The organism is Leclercia sp. M-A074-M (assembly GCF_965195605.1).
Taxonomy (GTDB): Bacteria; Pseudomonadota; Gammaproteobacteria; order Enterobacterales; family Enterobacteriaceae; genus Enterobacter.
On the sequence record NZ_CBDAHM010000009.1, the window covers coordinates 131,948 to 149,384 of the forward strand.

Annotated in this window: 18 protein-coding genes; 6 read left to right on the forward strand and 12 right to left on the reverse strand. The window is 55.1% G+C overall.

Going from position 1 to position 17,437, the window contains the following annotated elements; genetic code table 11:
* Positions 1-92 precede the first annotated feature (92 nt).
* Positions 93-2,030, reverse strand: a complete 1,938-nt coding sequence (locus ACOKCT_RS18435; protein WP_159340414.1) for an acyltransferase family protein — start codon at positions 2,028-2,030, stop codon at positions 93-95.
* 173 nt (positions 2,031-2,203) lie between these two features.
* The gene (locus tag ACOKCT_RS18440) at positions 2,204-3,067 is read right to left on the reverse strand and encodes a YicC/YloC family endoribonuclease (RefSeq protein WP_103177713.1); all 864 of its coding nucleotides are present in this window, start codon (positions 3,065-3,067) and stop codon (positions 2,204-2,206) included.
* A 125-nt stretch (positions 3,068-3,192) separates the two neighbouring features.
* Here ACOKCT_RS18440 and rph point away from each other — a divergent pair, with 125 nt between their 5' ends.
* Both rph and pyrE read left to right on the forward strand, forming a co-directional pair.
* On the forward strand, positions 3,193-3,909 hold the full coding sequence (gene rph / locus ACOKCT_RS18445; protein ID WP_159340413.1) for a ribonuclease PH: 717 nt from the start codon (positions 3,193-3,195) through the stop codon (positions 3,907-3,909).
* Positions 3,910-3,976: 67 nt separating this feature from the next.
* Entirely contained in the window at positions 3,977-4,618 is a 642-nt protein-coding gene (gene pyrE, locus ACOKCT_RS18450; RefSeq protein WP_103177715.1) for an orotate phosphoribosyltransferase, read from the forward strand.
* A 70-nt stretch (positions 4,619-4,688) separates the two neighbouring features.
* On the opposite strand, the gene slmA is transcribed toward pyrE, so the two are convergent.
* The 3 genes from slmA to coaBC form a co-directional block, all read right to left on the reverse strand.
* A complete protein-coding gene (gene slmA, locus ACOKCT_RS18455; protein WP_103177716.1) occupies positions 4,689-5,285 on the reverse strand; it encodes a nucleoid occlusion factor SlmA in 597 nt (198 codons plus the stop codon).
* Between the two features lie 116 nt (positions 5,286-5,401).
* On the reverse strand, positions 5,402-5,860 hold the full coding sequence (gene dut / locus ACOKCT_RS18460) for a dUTP diphosphatase (protein WP_168191994.1): 459 nt from the start codon (positions 5,858-5,860) through the stop codon (positions 5,402-5,404).
* Complete coding sequence (gene coaBC, locus ACOKCT_RS18465) at positions 5,838-7,049, reverse strand: bifunctional phosphopantothenoylcysteine decarboxylase/phosphopantothenate--cysteine ligase CoaBC (protein WP_156655424.1); 1,212 nt, start codon at positions 7,047-7,049, stop codon at positions 5,838-5,840. The genes dut and coaBC overlap by 23 nt, the downstream gene beginning before the upstream one ends.
* 174 nt (positions 7,050-7,223) lie before the next feature.
* On the opposite strand from coaBC, the gene radC reads away from it, so the two are divergent.
* The 4 genes from radC to mutM all read left to right on the forward strand — a co-directional run bounded on the left by radC (position 7,224) and on the right by mutM (position 9,416).
* Positions 7,224-7,889 carry a RadC family protein gene (gene radC / locus ACOKCT_RS18470; RefSeq protein WP_156653683.1) on the forward strand — a complete coding sequence of 222 codons (666 nt, stop codon included), beginning with the start codon at positions 7,224-7,226 and terminating at the stop codon, positions 7,887-7,889.
* 218 nt (positions 7,890-8,107) lie between these two features.
* Positions 8,108-8,344, forward strand: a complete 237-nt coding sequence (gene rpmB / locus ACOKCT_RS18475) for a 50S ribosomal protein L28 (protein WP_002436699.1) — start codon at positions 8,108-8,110, stop codon at positions 8,342-8,344.
* Positions 8,345-8,366: 22 nt separating this feature from the next.
* Positions 8,367-8,534: a 50S ribosomal protein L33 gene (rpmG, locus tag ACOKCT_RS18480; protein ID WP_013094893.1), complete on the forward strand. Its 168-nt coding sequence runs from the start codon at positions 8,367-8,369 to the stop codon at positions 8,532-8,534.
* 72 nt (positions 8,535-8,606) lie between these two features.
* On the forward strand, positions 8,607-9,416 hold the full coding sequence (gene mutM, locus ACOKCT_RS18485; protein ID WP_103177718.1) for a bifunctional DNA-formamidopyrimidine glycosylase/DNA-(apurinic or apyrimidinic site) lyase: 810 nt from the start codon (positions 8,607-8,609) through the stop codon (positions 9,414-9,416).
* A gap of 40 nt (positions 9,417-9,456) precedes the next feature.
* On the opposite strand, the gene coaD is transcribed toward mutM, so the two are convergent.
* From coaD to ACOKCT_RS18520, 7 genes are all read right to left on the reverse strand, one after another.
* Complete coding sequence (coaD, locus tag ACOKCT_RS18490; RefSeq protein ID WP_159340412.1) at positions 9,457-9,936, reverse strand: pantetheine-phosphate adenylyltransferase; 480 nt, start codon at positions 9,934-9,936, stop codon at positions 9,457-9,459.
* Positions 9,937-9,939: 3 nt separating this feature from the next.
* Entirely contained in the window at positions 9,940-10,710 is a 771-nt protein-coding gene (locus ACOKCT_RS18495; protein WP_159340411.1) for a glycosyltransferase family 2 protein, read from the reverse strand.
* Complete coding sequence (gene waaA, locus ACOKCT_RS18500) at positions 10,710-11,984, reverse strand: lipid IV(A) 3-deoxy-D-manno-octulosonic acid transferase (protein WP_103181012.1); 1,275 nt, start codon at positions 11,982-11,984, stop codon at positions 10,710-10,712. Before waaA ends, ACOKCT_RS18495 begins: the two co-directional genes overlap by 1 nt.
* Before the next feature lie 154 nt (positions 11,985-12,138).
* Complete coding sequence (locus tag ACOKCT_RS18505; RefSeq protein WP_159340410.1) at positions 12,139-13,773, reverse strand: sulfatase-like hydrolase/transferase; 1,635 nt, start codon at positions 13,771-13,773, stop codon at positions 12,139-12,141.
* A gap of 18 nt (positions 13,774-13,791) precedes the next feature.
* Positions 13,792-14,763, reverse strand: coding sequence for a glycosyltransferase (locus ACOKCT_RS18510; protein ID WP_103177722.1), 972 nt, complete (start codon positions 14,761-14,763; stop codon positions 13,792-13,794).
* An 8-nt stretch (positions 14,764-14,771) separates the two neighbouring features.
* On the reverse strand, positions 14,772-15,755 hold the full coding sequence (locus ACOKCT_RS18515; RefSeq protein WP_103177723.1) for a glycosyltransferase: 984 nt from the start codon (positions 15,753-15,755) through the stop codon (positions 14,772-14,774).
* A gap of 124 nt (positions 15,756-15,879) precedes the next feature.
* Positions 15,880-17,250: an O-antigen ligase family protein gene (locus tag ACOKCT_RS18520; protein ID WP_159340409.1), complete on the reverse strand. Its 1,371-nt coding sequence runs from the start codon at positions 17,248-17,250 to the stop codon at positions 15,880-15,882.
* Between the last annotated feature and the right edge of the window lie 187 nt (positions 17,251-17,437).

The following is a 17,437-nucleotide window of genomic DNA, read 5'->3' on the forward strand; positions in this document are numbered from 1 at the left end:
CGAATATGCATTAGATTATCTAATGCAACTTTGGCTTAAAGAGGTCTATTACCTGTTTTTAACATAGATATTGCATTAGATTAATTTGGCCTTTAACGCTGCTGGGGGCTAAAAATCTGCCGGAACATCGGCACCAGCATCTTATTCCCGGTTTCGCTGAGGTGGTTATCGTCGAAATACCATGGTTGTAAATTCTTACTGCCCATGCAGCGGCCCGCCGTACAGAGCCAGGCGGTGGGATCGAGCACCTGAACGCCACACTGTTTTGCCGCCCGCGCCTGCGCCTGCAAAATAACGGCGTTTTGTTTGGCGTAAGTCGCGACGGGTATGGATAAGTCGTGCGTGGTTTTGCCGGTCATCAGGCGATGAGATAACGTGCGGGGAACGTTTTGCGCCATCTCGGGGATCGGATTCACCAGATAAACAGGACGCGTACTGTTGAGCGAGCATGCCATATCAACGATGGCATCAGAGTACTGACGCAGGTAGTCCTGCTTGTTTTGCTGCCCGGCCCCGAAGGTGACAAGCTGCTTTTCGGCATAGTGCGTCAGGCGGTTCACAATCACCACCGGTACGTCCGGCGCGTAATCCTTCAGCCTTGAAGGGAGAGAGCGGTTAAATTCCCCGCATCGATTGCGCGCCCCCAGTTCGCCCCTTGCCAGCGTCGGACAGCCAGAGTAGGTGATCCCGATAACAGAGCCCCTACCTTGCGCCGCTTCTGCCAGCGCGGTTGCGGTGGCTTCCGCATGGCTGTCGCCAATGATGATGGCGACGGGCTTCCCTGTGCCATAGGCGCTCAGGTGCGTTTTAGGATTGGCAGCGTAGTTTTTGTTGGTGGCTTCCAGCGCGATTTTATTGACGAGCGGGTCGGGCTGGCTGACCACGATCTGGTTTTTCACCAGATAGCTGAACAGCCAGGCGACACCTACGCAGGCAAAGAGGATCAACCAGAAAGCGCGGCTTGAACGCTGGCTAAGGTAATTTTTGCCGGGTTGCTCAATCAGCACCCACGACAGCCAGCCGATGGCGAAGGAGAGCGCAATCGCGCTCATGACCCACAGCCCGTTGTGCAGCTTTCCGCTGTAGAGCAGAACCACCGCCACAGGCCAGTGCCATAAATAGACGGAGTACGAGCTCAGCCCCGCCCAGCGAAAATTACGGTCGAACAGGCTCACCAGCGGCTGGTAGTCGCTGTAGATCACCAGCATCGCGCCCGCGACGGGCAGTAAGGTCAGCGGTCCTGGCCAGGCATGCTCAGCGGTGATGAAAAAGAGTGACAGCAGGATCAGCGTGTAACCCGCGATTGCCGCAACCGGGCGAAGCATCAACGGCATCACAAAGCGCTGCGAGGCATACCACACCAGCCCACCGCATAACATCTCCCAGGCGCGATAAGGCATCAGGTAGAAGCTGGTGGCCGCAGCGTTGGGCGTGTGGGTGACACTCACGATAAACGACGCAACGGTGAGTATGGCCAGGCATAAACCGGTGTTCAGTTTTTTTCTGAGGGGATAGAGCCCCATCATAATGAAGGGTAACACCAGATAAAATTGCCATTCGACGGACAATGACCAGGTATGTAAAAACCAGTTCTCATGGGAGTCGGGAGCAAAATAGTCCCCGGACTCTTTGTTAAGTTTCAGATTGGATATAAATAAGGCAGCATAGCCAATATAATTTCCGAGTTTCTGGTACTCATTTGTTGGCAACCAGAAAAAGGTCGTCGCGGCGACGATCAGACACATCGCCAGCAGCGCGGGAATTATTCTTTTACAGCGCGCGGCATAAAACTGAATAAGGTTGAAGCTATTTCGCTCAAGGCCTGTGGCGATGATTTTGGTCATCAAGAAGCCGGAGATAACGAAAAACACATCCACACCAGCGAAACCGCCGGGCAGCAGGGTGGCGATAAAGTGATAAAACACTACAGAAAGAATGGCTATTCCGCGCAGCAGGTTAATGTCCTGCCGGAAATCGCGGTCAACTGAGAGGCTGGAGGCTTCCTCTAAGGATAAGTTGATGTTTGCCATTATGTTTCCTGAGAGGAAAGATAAGAATATTGAGTGCGGCGTGCATTCTAACAAAAATAGAAAAGGAGTTCTTATATTCTGATGCGCAGGTGGGATTCAGGACATACTTAAAGTCATTAATTGACAATGGTCCCTTAGCGGGACCATTAATAGCGAAAAACGCGCGCTAATGTTTATTCGATATTCTGAATCTGTTCGCGCATCTGCTCAATAAGCACCTTCAGTTCAATCGCAGAGTTAGTGACTTCGGCGTTGATAGACTTGGACGCCAGCGTGTTCGACTCGCGGTTGAATTCCTGCATCATAAAGTCGAGACGACGGCCCACGGCCTCTTTCTTCTTCAGGATGTTGTAGGTCTCTTTGACGTGCGCTTCCAGACGATCCAGCTCTTCCGCCACATCGATACGCTGGGCCATCAGCACCAGCTCCTGTTCGAGACGGTTGTTTTCCAGCTGGACTTCGGCATCTTCCAGTTTGGCGACCAGACGCTCACGCTGCCACTGCAGAATCTCCGGCATATGGGCGCGGACTTTCGCCACTTCACCGCTAACGCCTTCCAGGCGTTGCTCGATCAGCGCTTTCAACGCCTGACCTTCGGTTTCACGGGCTAAAATGAAATCGTCCAGCGTGCTGTCCAGCGCGGTAAGGATCTCAGCGGTAATGGCGTCCAGATCCTGTTCGCCTGCCGCCATCACGCCAGGCCAGCGCAGAATATCCACCGGGTTAATTTCGCCTTCGTCGCTCTGCATTTTGACCCAATTAGCGGCGTTCACCAGCTGTTTAGCCAGTTTCTCGTTCAGGATCAGCTCACCTTGCGCGCTCGCATCGGGCTCAAAACGCAGGTTGCATTCAATCTTTCCGCGGGTCAGGCGAGCGCGGATACGCTCACGCACGACAGGCTCAAGGCTGCGGAACTGTTCTGGCATACGGAAATAGGTTTCAAGATAGCGTTGGTTTACCGAGCGCATTTCCCAGGTAGCGCTGCCCCAGCTACCCTTGATTTCACGGCGGGCGTAGGCGGTCATACTGCGGATCATAGACTTTTCCGTTTTCAGAGGAGAGATGGGGGGATTATAGCTTTCGGGGCTTTCTCAGGATAGGAATAAGCGCGTTTAATCCGTATAATGCGCAGCCACATTCGTTTCAAGCCGGAGATATCATCATGCGTCCATCAGGTCGTAGCGCCAACCAGGTGCGCCCCGTCACCCTGACCCGTAACTATACAAAACACGCTGAAGGTTCCGTGCTTGTTGAATTTGGTGACACCAAAGTCCTGTGCACCGCCTCCATTGAAGAAGGCGTACCGCGCTTTCTGAAAGGCCAGGGGCAGGGCTGGATCACTGCCGAATATGGCATGCTGCCACGCTCCACCCACACCCGTAACGCCCGCGAAGCGGCGAAGGGCAAGCAGGGCGGTCGCACCATGGAGATCCAGCGTCTGATCGCGCGTGCGCTGCGCGCCGCTGTTGATCTGAAAACCCTGGGCGAGTTCACCATCACCCTGGACTGCGACGTGATCCAGGCGGACGGCGGCACCCGTACTGCCTCTATTACCGGAGCCTGTGTGGCGCTGGCCGATGCCCTGAACAAACTGGTTGCGACCGGTAAACTGAAAGCGAACCCGCTGAAAGGCATGGTGGCGGCGGTATCAGTAGGTATCGTCAATGGCGAAGCGCTGTGCGATCTGGAGTACGTTGAAGACTCCGCGGCAGAGACCGACATGAACGTGGTGATGACCGAAGATGGTCGCATCATCGAGGTACAGGGCACGGCAGAAGGCGAGCCGTTTACCCACGAAGAGCTGCTCTCTCTGCTGGCGTTGGCCCGAGAGGGGATCGAATCTATCGTAACGACGCAGAAGGCGGCGTTAGAAAATTGATTTTAAAGGCGACTGATGAGTCGCCTTTTTTTTGCCTGTAAGAGAGAAAAGAGAAAGGAGCGAATCCATGAAACCGTATCAGCGCCAGTTTATTGAGTTTGCGCTTAGCAAGCAGGTACTTAAGTTTGGCGAATTTACGCTGAAATCCGGGCGCAAGAGCCCCTATTTCTTTAACGCCGGGCTGTTTAATACCGGGCGCGATCTGGCACTGTTAGGCCGCTTCTATGCCGAAGCGCTGGTGGATTCCGGGATCGAATTCGACCTGCTGTTTGGCCCGGCGTACAAAGGTATTCCGATTGCGACCACCACCGCCGTGGCACTGGCGGAGCATCACGATCGCGATGTGCCGTACTGCTTTAACCGCAAAGAGGCCAAAACCCACGGCGAAGGCGGTAATCTGGTCGGTAGCGCGTTGCAAGGTCGGGTGATGCTGGTAGACGATGTGATCACCGCAGGCACCGCCATCCGTGAATCGATGGAGATTATCCAGGCGAATAACGCCACGCTGGCGGGCGTGCTGATCTCGCTGGACCGCCAGGAGCGCGGACGTGGCGATATCTCCGCCATTCAGGAAGTGGAGCGTGACTACAACTGCAAAGTGACCTCAATCATCACCCTGAAAGATCTGATTGCCTGGATGGAAGAGAAGCCGGAGATGGCAGAGAGCCTGGCGGCAGTGCGCGCCTATCGCGAAGCGTACGGCGTATAAGTCAATGGCCCGGTGGCGCGACGCTTACCGGGCCTACGAAAACCGTAGGCCGGATAAGGCGGATACAGGGTTACTGCAACTGCGCGGCCACGAGCGGCCAGCGGGCATCAAAATCGTCCGTCGGACGATATTTGAATTCACTGCGCACAAAGCGGGAGAGCATCCCTTCACAGAAGGCCAGAACTTGCCCGGCAAGCAGTGATTCATCCGTGGTGAAGCCTTCCCCTTCGCGCATTTTCTTTTCGCGTAATACCTGGCGCAGCTGCGCCTCAATACGTTCGAAAAGCTGGTTAATACGCCCCTGCAATCTGTCCTGTTCAAACATCAGCGCGTGGCCGGTCAGGATACGGGTTAACCCCGGATTGCGCTCGCCGAAACCGAGGATCAGCAGGACAATCAGACGCAGCCGTGCGGTGGTGTCTTTTTCATCCTTCAGAATCAGGTTGATACGCGTGATCAGGCTATCTTCGATAAACTCGATCAGGCTGTCGAACATCCGCGTTTTGCTGGGAAAATGACGGTACAGCGCCGCTTCCGACACGCCCACAGAGGCGGCCAGTTTTGCGGTGGTGATGCGTTGACTGCCATCGCTGGATTCAAGCATCAGAGCCAGAGATTGAAGTATTTCTTCGCGACGATTCCTTTTCGCTGTTTGTTTTTCTGCCATGTTACAAAATACCCCTGAAAATAATCACTAGTCAGGCTGACGTCCACACAACGACCGCAAACGGCTGTTTGCGGTTTGTTATTACGTTATACGTTGTGGGATGCGTATAGCCGGGTTTATTTACGCCCGGAATGGCCGAAGCCGCCTTCGCCGCGATCGGTCGCGTCGAAATCTTCTACCAGATTAAATTCAGCCTGTACCACCGGGACGAACACCATCTGGGCGACACGCTCGCCGGGTTGAATGGTGAAGCTCTCCTGGCCACGGTTCCAGACAGAAACCATCAGTTGACCCTGATAGTCAGAATCGATAAGACCCACCAGGTTGCCCAGCACGATACCATGCTTATGACCCAGGCCGGAACGCGGCAGGATCACCGCCGCCAGAGAGGCGTCGGCAATGTGGATCGCAAGGCCGGTCGGCAGCAGCGTGGTAGCGCCGGGTGCCAGTTCTACGGCGTCGTCGAGGCAGGCACGCAGGTCAAGACCGGCAGAGCCGGAAGTGGCATAGGTCGGCAGTGGAAATTGCTGACCAACACGCGGGTCCAGAATCTTAACGTCGATTTTTTTCATCATAACGGGTAACGATCTCGTCCAGTAATTGTTGGCCCAGGAGTTCCTTGCGCTCAAGCGGTAAGACTTTATCTCCATCCTGCCAGAAAAGGTGCAATGCGTTGCTGTCGCTGTTGAATCCTTGTGAGGCCAGCGATACGTCGTTCGCGCAAATCAAATCGAGGTTTTTGCGGGTACGTTTTTGCCGGGCATATTCTTCCACATTATTCGTTTCAGCGGCAAACCCAACGACGTAAGGGCGGCGATCTTTTAATGCCGCGACCCCGGCTACGATATCGGGGTTTTTCACCATTTTTATCGTGATTTCATCGCCTTGCTTTTTGATTTTCTCATCGGCTATGGCGGCAGCACGATAGTCCGCCACGGCAGCACAGCCGATAAAAATCTGCTGCTGCTGCGCATGGGCCTGAACCGCGGCGTCCATTTCCAGCGCGGTAGTGACGTCGATGCGCTGCACCCCTGGAGGCGTTGGCAGCGAAACCGGGCCGCTCACCAGCGTCACCTTTGCCCCGCGCGACGCGGCGGCGGCGGCAATCGCAAAGCCCATCTTGCCGGAGCTTTGGTTGGTGATATAGCGCACCGGATCCAGCGGTTCACGCGTCGGACCCGCGGTAATCATGATGTTGAGATGTTGCAGATCGTTGACAGGTGAAAAATGACTCGCGGCCAGATCCACAATCGCCAGCGGATCCAGCATGCGGCCCGGACCCACATCGCCACAGGCCTGGCTACCGCTATCCGGCCCCCAGATTAACAGCCCGCGAGAGGCGAGGGTCGCCAGGTTATGCTGCGTTGCCGCGTTGCGGTACATCTGCTGGTTCATGGCCGGGACCACGGCAACGGGCGCCGGAGTGGCCAGGCAAATAGTGGTAACCAGGTCGTTAGCCATGCCGGCGGCAACGCGGGCGATGAGATCGGCGGTGGCGGGGGCGAGGATGACTAAATCGGCCCATTTACCCAGCTCAATATGGCCCATTGCGGCTTCTGCCGCCGGATCGAGCAGGCTGTCCGACACCGGGTAGCCTGAAACGGCCTGCAGGCTCAGCGGCGTAATGAACGCTTTGCCCCCTTCGGTTATTGCCACCCGCACGTCCGCCCCGCGCTCGCGTAAACGGCGCACCAGTTCCGGCGTTTTATAGGCTGCAATGCCGCCGCTCACGCCAAGAACGATTTTTTTACCGGCCAGGCTCATCATGATTCTTTCCTGTTGGGTTCAGCTGAGAGGCGGGCATTTTATCACAATCCGAAAAGCATCGTGCTGTTGTCCATCCGCCACTTTGCGAGGCGCTACGCAATACGAAAAACAGAGCCTCGTGAGGCGACAGGTGCTGTGGCAGCATAGCGTGGTGATGGAGAAGGAGAGGGTATGGAGACACTATCCCCGCTGCTGCCGCGGGAGAAAATGCTACGGGATGGCGCGACACGGCTGACGGACGAAGAGCTGCTGGCGCTCTTCCTGCGTACCGGGACGCGGAGTAAAAACGTGTTTGCGCTTGCCAGAGATCTGTTGCAGCATTTCGGCTCGCTGCACGGTTTGTTATCCGCAGAGCTGAAGGATTTCAGGCGGGTCGAGGGAATTGGCCTGGCGACATTCGCCCAGCTGAAAGGGATTGCGGAGCTTGCCCGCCGTTATTACTGCTCGGGGATTCGGAGCATCAATCCGCTAAAAGACCCGCAGATGACCCGGGAGTTTGTGCGCAGCCAACTGGCGGAAGAGGAGCGCGAGATCTTTATGGTTATCTTCCTCGATAACCAAAACCGGGTGCTGAGCCACAGCCGGTTATTTTCGGGAACCCTGCGCCACGTTGAGGTGCATCCCCGGGAAATTGTGCGCGAAGCGATAAAAGTGAATGCCGCGGGCGTGATCCTCGCGCATAATCACCCCTCAGGGCGCGCCGAACCGAGCAAAGCCGACAGAGACGTGACCGCACGCATCATTAAATGCTGTCAATTCATGGACATTTGTGTTCTTGATCATCTGGTCATTGGCCGCGGAGAGTACGTTTCGTTTGCCGAACGTGGGTGGATTTAAGCCATTTCTCGCGATCCATCGGGATCTTTGTCTGTTCGGGACTTGAGCACATCCGCGAGTCAGCGTATACTACGCCACCTTTGAGAATCTCGGGTTTGGCAATTGGGCCTGGCAATCGATGGTTCACTAAGAACTACGCGATGACCGGGCTGTAAAGCCTGACGAGGCGCCGATACCCCATACGAAGCTCGAGCTAATTTGATTTTTGGAGAATAGACATGTCCCGAGTCTGCCAAGTTACTGGCAAGCGTCCGGTGACCGGTAACAACCGTTCCCACGCACTGAACGCGACTAAACGCCGTTTCCTGCCGAACCTGCACTCTCACCGTTTCTGGGTTGAGAGCGAGAAGCGTTTTGTCACCCTGCGCGTATCTGCTAAAGGTATGCGTGTAATTGATAAGAAAGGCATCGATACAGTTCTGTCTGAACTGCGTGCCCGTGGCGAAAAGTACTAAGTACTTAAAGAGGAAATAAATCATGGCTAAAGGTATTCGCGAGAAAATCAAGCTGGTTTCTTCTGCTGGTACAGGTCACTTCTACACCACCACGAAGAACAAACGTACTAAGCCGGAAAAACTGGAACTGAAAAAGTTCGATCCAGTTGTACGCCAGCACGTTATGTACAAAGAAGCTAAAATCAAATAATTTTAGATTCCTTGTATTGAAAAACCCCGCATCTGCGGGGTTTTTTGCATTCTGCATCTCAACGGAGGAACCATGCCTGAATTACCTGAGGTAGAGACCAGCCGCCGTGGCATTGAGCCTCATCTGGTCGGTGCGACCATTCTTCACGCTGTTGTCCGTAACGGTCGTCTTCGCTGGCCGGTCTCTGACGAGATCCATGCGCTAAGCGATAAACCGGTTCTCAGCGTACAGCGCCGCGCAAAGTACCTGCTGCTTGAGTTGCCTGACGGTTGGATCATCATCCATCTGGGCATGTCCGGGAGCCTGCGCATCCTCAGCGAAGAGTTGCCCGCAGAAAAACATGACCATGTCGATCTGGTGATGAGCAACGGCAAAGTGCTGCGCTATACCGATCCGCGTCGTTTTGGCGCCTGGCTGTGGACCAAAGAGCTGGAAGGGCATAATGTGCTGGCGCACCTCGGGCCGGAGCCGCTCTCTGACGCGTTTAACGCGGAGTACCTGAAGGCGAAGTGCGCGAAGAAGAAAACCGCCATTAAACCCTGGCTGATGGATAACAAGCTGGTGGTCGGCGTGGGCAATATCTACGCCAGCGAATCGCTGTTTGCCGCCGGGATCCATCCCGATCGGTTAGCCTCATCTCTGTCGTCGCAGGAGTGCGAGCTGCTGGTGCGGGTGATCAAAGCCGTACTGCTGCGTTCGATTGAGCAGGGCGGAACTACCCTGAAAGACTTCCTGCAAAGCGACGGCAAGCCGGGCTACTTTGCTCAGGAGCTACAGGTCTATGGCCGTAAAGATGAGCCGTGTCGGGTCTGTGGCACACCGATTGTGGCAACGAAGCATGCCCAACGGGCAACGTTCTATTGCCGTCAGTGCCAGAAATGATGCGGAGGCCCGGTAAGCGCAGCGCCACCGGGCAAAACCCTTATTTCAGCTTGTCCATCAGCGCCTGATGCACGCTGGCGGGTAAGAAATGGGTGACGTCACCTGCGTGGCGCGCCACCTCTTTGACCAGCGAAGAGGAGATAAACGACCACTCTTTGGACGGCATCAGAAAGACACTTTCCAGCTCGGGCATCAGATGGCGGTTCATGTGCGCCAGCTGCATCTCATATTCAAAATCGGCCACCGCGCGCAGTCCGCGAATCAGGATATTGGCCTGCTGAGCGCGGGCAAAGTTCGCCATCAGATCGCTAAAGCCCACCACGTCAACATTGGTCAGATGTGCCGTTGCGGCTTTCGCCAGCGCAACCCGCTCATCGAGATCGAACAGGGGCTTTTTGCTGGGGCTGGCGGCAATCGCCAGAATCACCGTATCAAACATGTTTGCGGCACGCGTGACGATATCGATATGGCCGTTGGTGACAGGATCAAAGGTACCCGGATAAATCGCTTTTGTGCTCATGGCTCACGCTTTCTCAGAGTAGCCGCGGCTCAGCGCCCACAGCTCGGTGTATTTATTAAAAGTATACTGGGCATTAACCACCGCCAGTAACCAGCCCTGCTTACCGTCCAGCACGCCGCCACGTAGCACCAGCGTCTTCAGAAACGCGCCGACGGTGTGGCTGAAAATCCCAGCCAGCGAGGTTTTCTTGCCGCGCTGATGGCGCTCCTGGGCCCACGCCGTGGCGTAATTAAGCTGTTTACGCTGAAAGCTGGCGAAATCACGGCAGGTCAGATGCAGGAGGTCGCCATCGAGGGCAGTCACTGGCGCACCGTCGCAGGCCAGCGACTCATGAACCAGGTTATCGTTGTACTGATAGCGCGTCCGCGGATAAAGACGCATAACGCGATCGGGATACCAGCCGCTGTGACGCATAAAGCGGCCAAGGAAATAGTTTCGCCGGGCGATGCTGTAGACAACATCAGGCTGAGGGGCCGCCAGTACGCGCTGGATGGCCTGTTTAAGCTCTGGGGTCACGCGTTCGTCGGTGTCGAGCATCAGGACATAATCGCCGGTGGCGAACTGCTGCGCCCGCTGGCGCTGAATACCATAACCCTGCCAGTCGGCATCGATATGGACCTGTACGCCGGCTGCGCGGGCGATGTTAACCGTGTCGTCGCTACTGCCGGAGTCGAGCAGGATCAGCTCATCGGCCCATGCCACAGAGGCGAGGCAATCCGGCAGCAGGTCGGCGGCGTTTTTGGCGATCATCACCACCGACAGACGCGCAGACATCAGTGGCTCCGCAGGGGCAGGTAAGGTTGCAGCAGTTGCAGCAGGCGGGTCAGCGCCCCCTGGTTCTGATGCAGCACTTCGACAGCGTGACGGCCATACCACAGACGATAATCTTCGTCGGTCAGCAGGTTTGAAACCTCTTTTTCGATGGCGTTCGCATCGGTGACGGTAATCAGCCCGTCCGCCTGCTGCAGTTTGGCGCAGATATCTTTGAAGTTGAAGGTATGCGGCCCCATCAGCACCGGGATGGCGTGCGCTGCGGGCTCCAGCGGGTTATGCCCGCCACGCTCCACGAGGCTGCCACCCACAAAGGCCAGATCGGCAATACCGTAAAGCAGCATCAGCTCACCCATGGTATCGCCAATCACTACCTGGGTGCTGGCGGACGGGATCTCACCGCTGCTGCGCATCGTGAAGCTGAATCCGCCCTTTTGCACCATCTCGCGGGCATCTTTAAACCGTTCAGGATGACGAGGCACGAGGATCAGCAGCAGGTCCGGGAAGCGTTCAAGAAGCTGGCGGTGCGCCTGCAGGATAATCTCTTCTTCACCGTCGTGGGTACTGGTGGCGATCCACACTTTGCGGCGCGGCGCCCACTGGCGACGCAATGTGACTGCCCGGGCAGCCAGCTCCGGGGTAACAGAAATATCAAACTTCAGGCTGCCGGTGACCGCCAGCTGGTTGCGCTTCAGGCCCAGCGACAGGAATCGCGCGCCATCTTCTTCGTTTTGTGCCGCAATCAGGGTGATCTTGCTCAGCAGGCGGCGCATAAAGTTGCCCAGCTTGCCGTAGCCCTTCGCGGAGCGTTCTGACAGGCGAGCGTTAGCCACCACCAGGGGAATTTTGCGGGCGTGCAGGGCAGAAATCATGTTCGGCCACAGTTCGGTTTCCATTACGATCACCAGCTTAGGGCGCACGGTGTTAAGGAAACGGTTCATGGCACAGGGTAAATCATACGGCAGATAGACGTGATGCACATCTTTGCCAAAAGCGGACATGGCGCGTTCGGAACCGGTAGGCGTCATGGTGGTGACGGTGATCGGCAGCGACGGATAGCGGTGGCGCAGGGCGCGGACCAGCGGAATGGCGGCCAGCGTTTCACCCACCGAAACGGAATGGAGCAGGATACCGTCCGGCGCAACTTTGTTGCGGCAATAACCATAGCGTTCAGCCCAGCGTTTACGGTAGGCAGGCGCTTTACGGCTACGCAGCAGCAGTCGTAGCCACACCAGTGGCTGAATAATATAGAGCAGAGCGGTATACAACAATTCCAAGCGATTATCCGTTTTTTCAGTTTCGGCGGGCAAATTCTAAGCATTTAGGCCGTTTAAAGCTATCCCTTTGGCGCGTTTGCTCAGCCATTTGCCTGCGTTACGTGCGTTCACAGATAAAAAAACGGGCATTCGCTGCCCGTTTTTTTGTTTCTGCTTAACGTTCCGCTTCCGGCAACGCGTTCAGGTGGTAGGTGACACGCTCCGACAGTCCCCGAATATCACCCCCGGTGATAAAGTAGCTGTCGTCTTTCTGGTTCGGATTACTGACCGTATACCCCAGCATTTTGTTGATCAGCGTCGCCATCTGGTAATGGTTGAGCGGCATCTGCGGGCTGATGGCGCTCATCGCATACGCCGGATCGTTACTGAAGTAGAGGAACGGCACCTGGGCAATCGGCATCTCGACGATAGAGTGACCAAACAGACCGCCATCACCCACGCGCTCCCCGTGATCCGAGGTGATAAAGACCAGCACCGGCAGCTTTGATTTCGCCATGGCGGTACGGATCGCCGAAGCCAGCTCTCTGTCGTACAGGCGAACGGCATCATCGTACTCGTTTTTCTTCTGCGCCACGTCGTCATCGAGACGTGGGGTAGAGAATTTGGCGAAGCCTTGCGGGATGTTGCGCTCGTAAGGGATGTGCGGCGCACGGCTGTTCAGCACCATCAGGAACGGTTTGTTCCAGTCCAGCTTAGCCTGCTCAACCGAAGGGGTCAGCACCACATCGGCACCCACGTCCGGCGCCGGGCGGATCTGCGTATCTTCCCACAGGTCAATGTCGTGAATACCGATCCAGTTGCTCAGCCCTTCCAGGCCCTGGGCGGAGATAAACGCCGTCTGGTAGCCCTGTTTTTTGGCATTAGTGAAGATATTGGTCGACTTCGACTTATAGGCGCCGTAGTTATCCGGCTCACGCAGGTTGTTCACCAGCATCGGGATTGCCACGCGGGTCGAGACCGCGTTAGAGACGATCAGACGCCCGGTCCCCTGATACTGCTGCATCAGCGCTTTCAGCTCCGGGGTGGTGTCACGTTCATAGCCCAGGGCGCTGACGTGGTGCGGGTTCAGGCTCTCACCAATCGCCAGGATGATGGAGTATTTCCCGGCCTGACTACCCTCAACCGGCGTGACCTTATAGGGCGCATAATGCGTGAGGCTCTGGTTTTCGCCGGAAATGGCTTCCGGGATCAGGCGAATGGCACTGAAGCTCATGGCGGACAGACCGTTACGCAGTAAGGAGTGGCGCAGATCCGGGTTGAATTTATACATCTGCCCGTCGATGGCTTTATAGAACTGGCCGACAAACATCACCATGATAGCCAGCAGGCAAGGCATGGCGACCCACTTATGCCACTGCGGCGCGAGGCGGCGGGTAAAGACCAGCGCAAAGAGCACCGCGACGGCCATGATGACAAAGTAAATCCCAAGCGATCCGAGGCTGTCCGTAATGCCGCTGGCGATATCTTTGGTTTCGACAAAGGCCAGCCATACTTCGCTCGGGCCGTAAAACTGACCGTAGAACTGGTAATAGACCGCTTCCGATATCTGGACGATAAAGGTGACGGCCAGCAGTAGCCGGGTCAGGAAGAAGCGGGCGCTAATGGCCGCCAGCAGGGAGATAATCAGGTACAGCGACATGTCGCTGGATTTCGGCTGATAAACATGGTCTTTCAGCAGGATGATGATTTCACAGAGTGAAAACAGCACCAGGAAAACCAGGGTTAACACCACGGTGCGCAGGATATTGCGGCGCGGCGTGAGGGGCGAGAGTAAGGATGCTTTAAACATGAACGGACTCAATGTAACTCAAAACTTTTTAGTGAGCGGGCGAATGGCTTTACCAAAACCAAAACGCAGGGCGCGGATCAGAGTAGGGCGTTTATGCAGTCCTTTACGCCAGATATCCTCAAACAGATTAAACCAACGCGCGGCGACCGCTTCGCGGGAATAAACCTGCAGACGTTTATCGCCCTGTTCACGCATCTGACGATAGAGTTCAGGGGTATTCTTCAGGCGCATAATGGCCTCGAAGGCTTCATCAGGCGTTTTGGCGATCAGGTAATCAAGCTCACTTTCGCGGATAGCACGGTACGAGGGTTCGTCATCGCAGATCATTACCGTTTTGCCGAGCCAGTTGTTAATCAGCTTGCTGGCAGGTTTACGCGTCAGCTTATGGTCATGGGATTTACGGAAGCTGATACAGACGTCGACGTCCTGATAGTTGGTCCAGTTATCGAAGGAGATGCGCAGGTCGATGCCCTGTTCAGCAAGGCGCTGCTTAAATTCGTCGCTACGGAAGGCCTCCGGGAAGCTGTCCACGCGGCCAAAAAAGGCCACGGTTTTGACAGTTTCATCGGTACGTTCGCGCGGTTTCACGCCGGGTTGCGGCCAGTAGGGTACAAAGACGCCATTGCTGCGGTTGCCCGCTTCCGGATTCTGATCCACCACCACGTCGGCGCCAATCACCGGTGGACGATCGGCACGGGCGACGACGGTGACGCCACGCCAGGGTTTAACGCGCGATCCAAAATCATCGTTATGCATCAGGTTGATGGCATCCGGGCGACACTCTGAGCCAAAAGAACACTCAATATCGTCGCCGTAATAGTGCTTCAGCGCCAGGGTGGTCTGGAACGTCCAGCCGCCGCGCCCGCCGCAGTAAAAGCGCTCCGGGATGGTGTCCGGGTTCACGCGGTTATCCAGCAGCGTCTGGAAATCTGCGTAGTTTTTAGCGATGAAATCAGCGCGGGAGACTGCGTGTAATTTAAGTTTGCTCATAATATCCGTTAGCCGATGATTTTCTTAAGGCGGAAGTAACGACGTCCCAGACGCCAGCGCTGGCGTAAGCCGCGCGCGTTTTGCCAGATCATCGACCAGATGCCGCGATCGAACAGTTCCTGAGTAATTTCGCGTTTCTTCGCGCTGTCTTCGATATTGTTAATGCTATGCAAAATACCCAAACCCTCTTTGGCGATTTGCCACTGACAGGCCGGGACACGCTTTACCTGCTCCGGGTAGCGCTTATTGATGGCGTCCAGCATTTCGAGGATCTTCATATAGTGACGTGACGAACGCATGCGGGTGTCGTCGGTACCTGGCGTATGGGAGACCGATGCAGAGTGGATCAGATAGTCGTAATAGACTTCGTCAATGTATTGCACCCGTTTCGCGGTCAGCAGTACTTCCGTGGTCCAGGGGATATCCTGATGGCGCAGGCCATGTTCGAAGGTAAAACCCTGTGCCTTGATAAAGGCGTGGCGATAAATATTCAGCCAGGTGACATGCAGGAATTTGCGCGAGGCCAGCGCCATCTGCAACCATTCGGGGCCATCCAGTACGCCAGTGGAGGCCAGCTTATCGGACGGGAAAATTTTTTTCGACGGACGGCCATCGTCATAAATATAGGTGCCGTTGCAGGTCGCGACATCCAGCTGGCCCGCAAAGGCGATCTCCAGCAGGCGCGGGTACATGCCAGGGTAAATAACGTCATCAATATCCGGGAAGGCAACGTATTCGCCGGCCGCCGCGGCCAGACCGGTGTTGCGCGCGGCTGATACGCCGCCATTAGCCTGGTCGATAACCTTAAAATGGGTAAATTCGTTGGCGTAGCGGGAAATAATTTCAGCTGAGCGATCCGTCGATCCGTCATTAACAATAATCAATTCCAGACTGGATAAATTCTGCTGTTTAATGCTGTCAAAAAAAGCGCTCAGGAATTTTTCGCCGTTATAAACGGCAACGATGAGACTTAATTGAGGCGTTTCAGACATGCTTTCTCCGTAAAAATACGCAACAATAAAAGGGTATAACCATCACATGCAACGGCATTTCGACAGCCGGCAGGCTAAAGCGTTCCACGCCAGGGTGTTAAACACCGCTGGCGTGACGTCTTCATCAGGATGTTAACTTCTCGGTCGGTGCAGGGCGTAGGGCGCACATACCAACCAGCAGGCCGGTCAGCAGCATATACTGCTCAAGGTAGTGATCTTTAAGGTTGTGATCGACCATGGTCCGGCAGAAGAAGCCGACGGTAAAGAGCAGCAGGAACATCCCCACCATCATGTTGCCGCGACGAAACTCCCGCCAGCCGATATACCAGCAGCCCACCAGCAGGATCAGCCAGCCGGCGATACCTATCACACCATTCTGAATACCAAATTCGATCAGGCCGTAGTGGCTATGGGGGATATTAATACGGTTATCCTGGGTATCCCGGCGTAATACATAACGGAAGGCCTCTTTTCTGGCCCCCATGCCTGCCGGATGTTCGGCAATCAGTTTCCAGCCCTGATGGAAAAAGCTGGCCCGACAACCATTGGAATGGTTCATAGGTACACCGAGACTGTTAACCGGTACCGTTCCGTCTGTTTTATTGTAACAAAAGCTAGTAAAGGGAGCGTTCCAGCCCGCTATGGCATCACTTTCCAGATTTTGCCAGCGTGGGTCTGTTTTCCAGGAAGCGTAACCGAGTAACACCGAGGCAATAGTAATGCCCACAAGAATGCCACCTGTAACGATAACCCGGCTGCGCCGCATGTTGTGCATGCTCAGCAGGATAAAGGTAGAGAAAATGCTGCCGACCAGACCGATGGTGCCCCAGCGGGTGTCCACCAGTGCGGTACACACCAGATTACTTAACAGCATTAACGCCAGTACTGAGGTTTTCAGGCGCAGGAAGCGTTGATGCAACAGACCACGCGCCAGCAGCTCGGCCATCAAAAAGCCGGTGATCATGTTGACCTGGAAGCTCATGCGGGTGCGGTTATAAACAATCCGTGTTTCACCCCAGTGTATATAGCCGTCGCGCCAGTAGAGCCAGAGTGAATCCAGCAAATGAACGCAGACCACGCCCCAGAAAAAGAGGATCACCAGCGTAAAGAAGCGGGCGGCGGTGATGGAGGGATAGGTTCGTTGGATCGCCGGTAATAATACCAGCCCTGCACAGAACAGTAATACCGGGCGTAGCCACTGACCGCTCCAGGCAGAAACCATCTCTTTAATATCTGGTGCGACAAAAAAACCATTAATCACAATAAAGAAAGTTAACGCCCATACCACGATAAGAACGAACTTAATTTTGCTTAAATTCAGCCGTTGTCTGGTTGCGTTATTGCTAAAAAAGAGACCAAGAGCGACCGCGACAATGGGATAAATCAAACCATTACGGTGAAACGGCAGCTGATCGTTAGGAATAGGCCAGACAAAACATAAGGCCAGTACAGCAAGGACTAACAGGCCTGTCAGAATGTTACGAGTATTTGTCATATTTTTTGGGCTGGTTAAGGATTTTTCGGTTCTTGACCGGCTGGTTAACAAGGCAGTGAGTGATTTCCACGGTTTTTCAGTGGGAAATAAAAAGCCAGAGAAAATTATCACAAATACCTGACCTACAGAAGGACAATGTTTGTAAGCAAGAATAATCCATATCACGCTTTCCAGTGCCTGGGCTTTA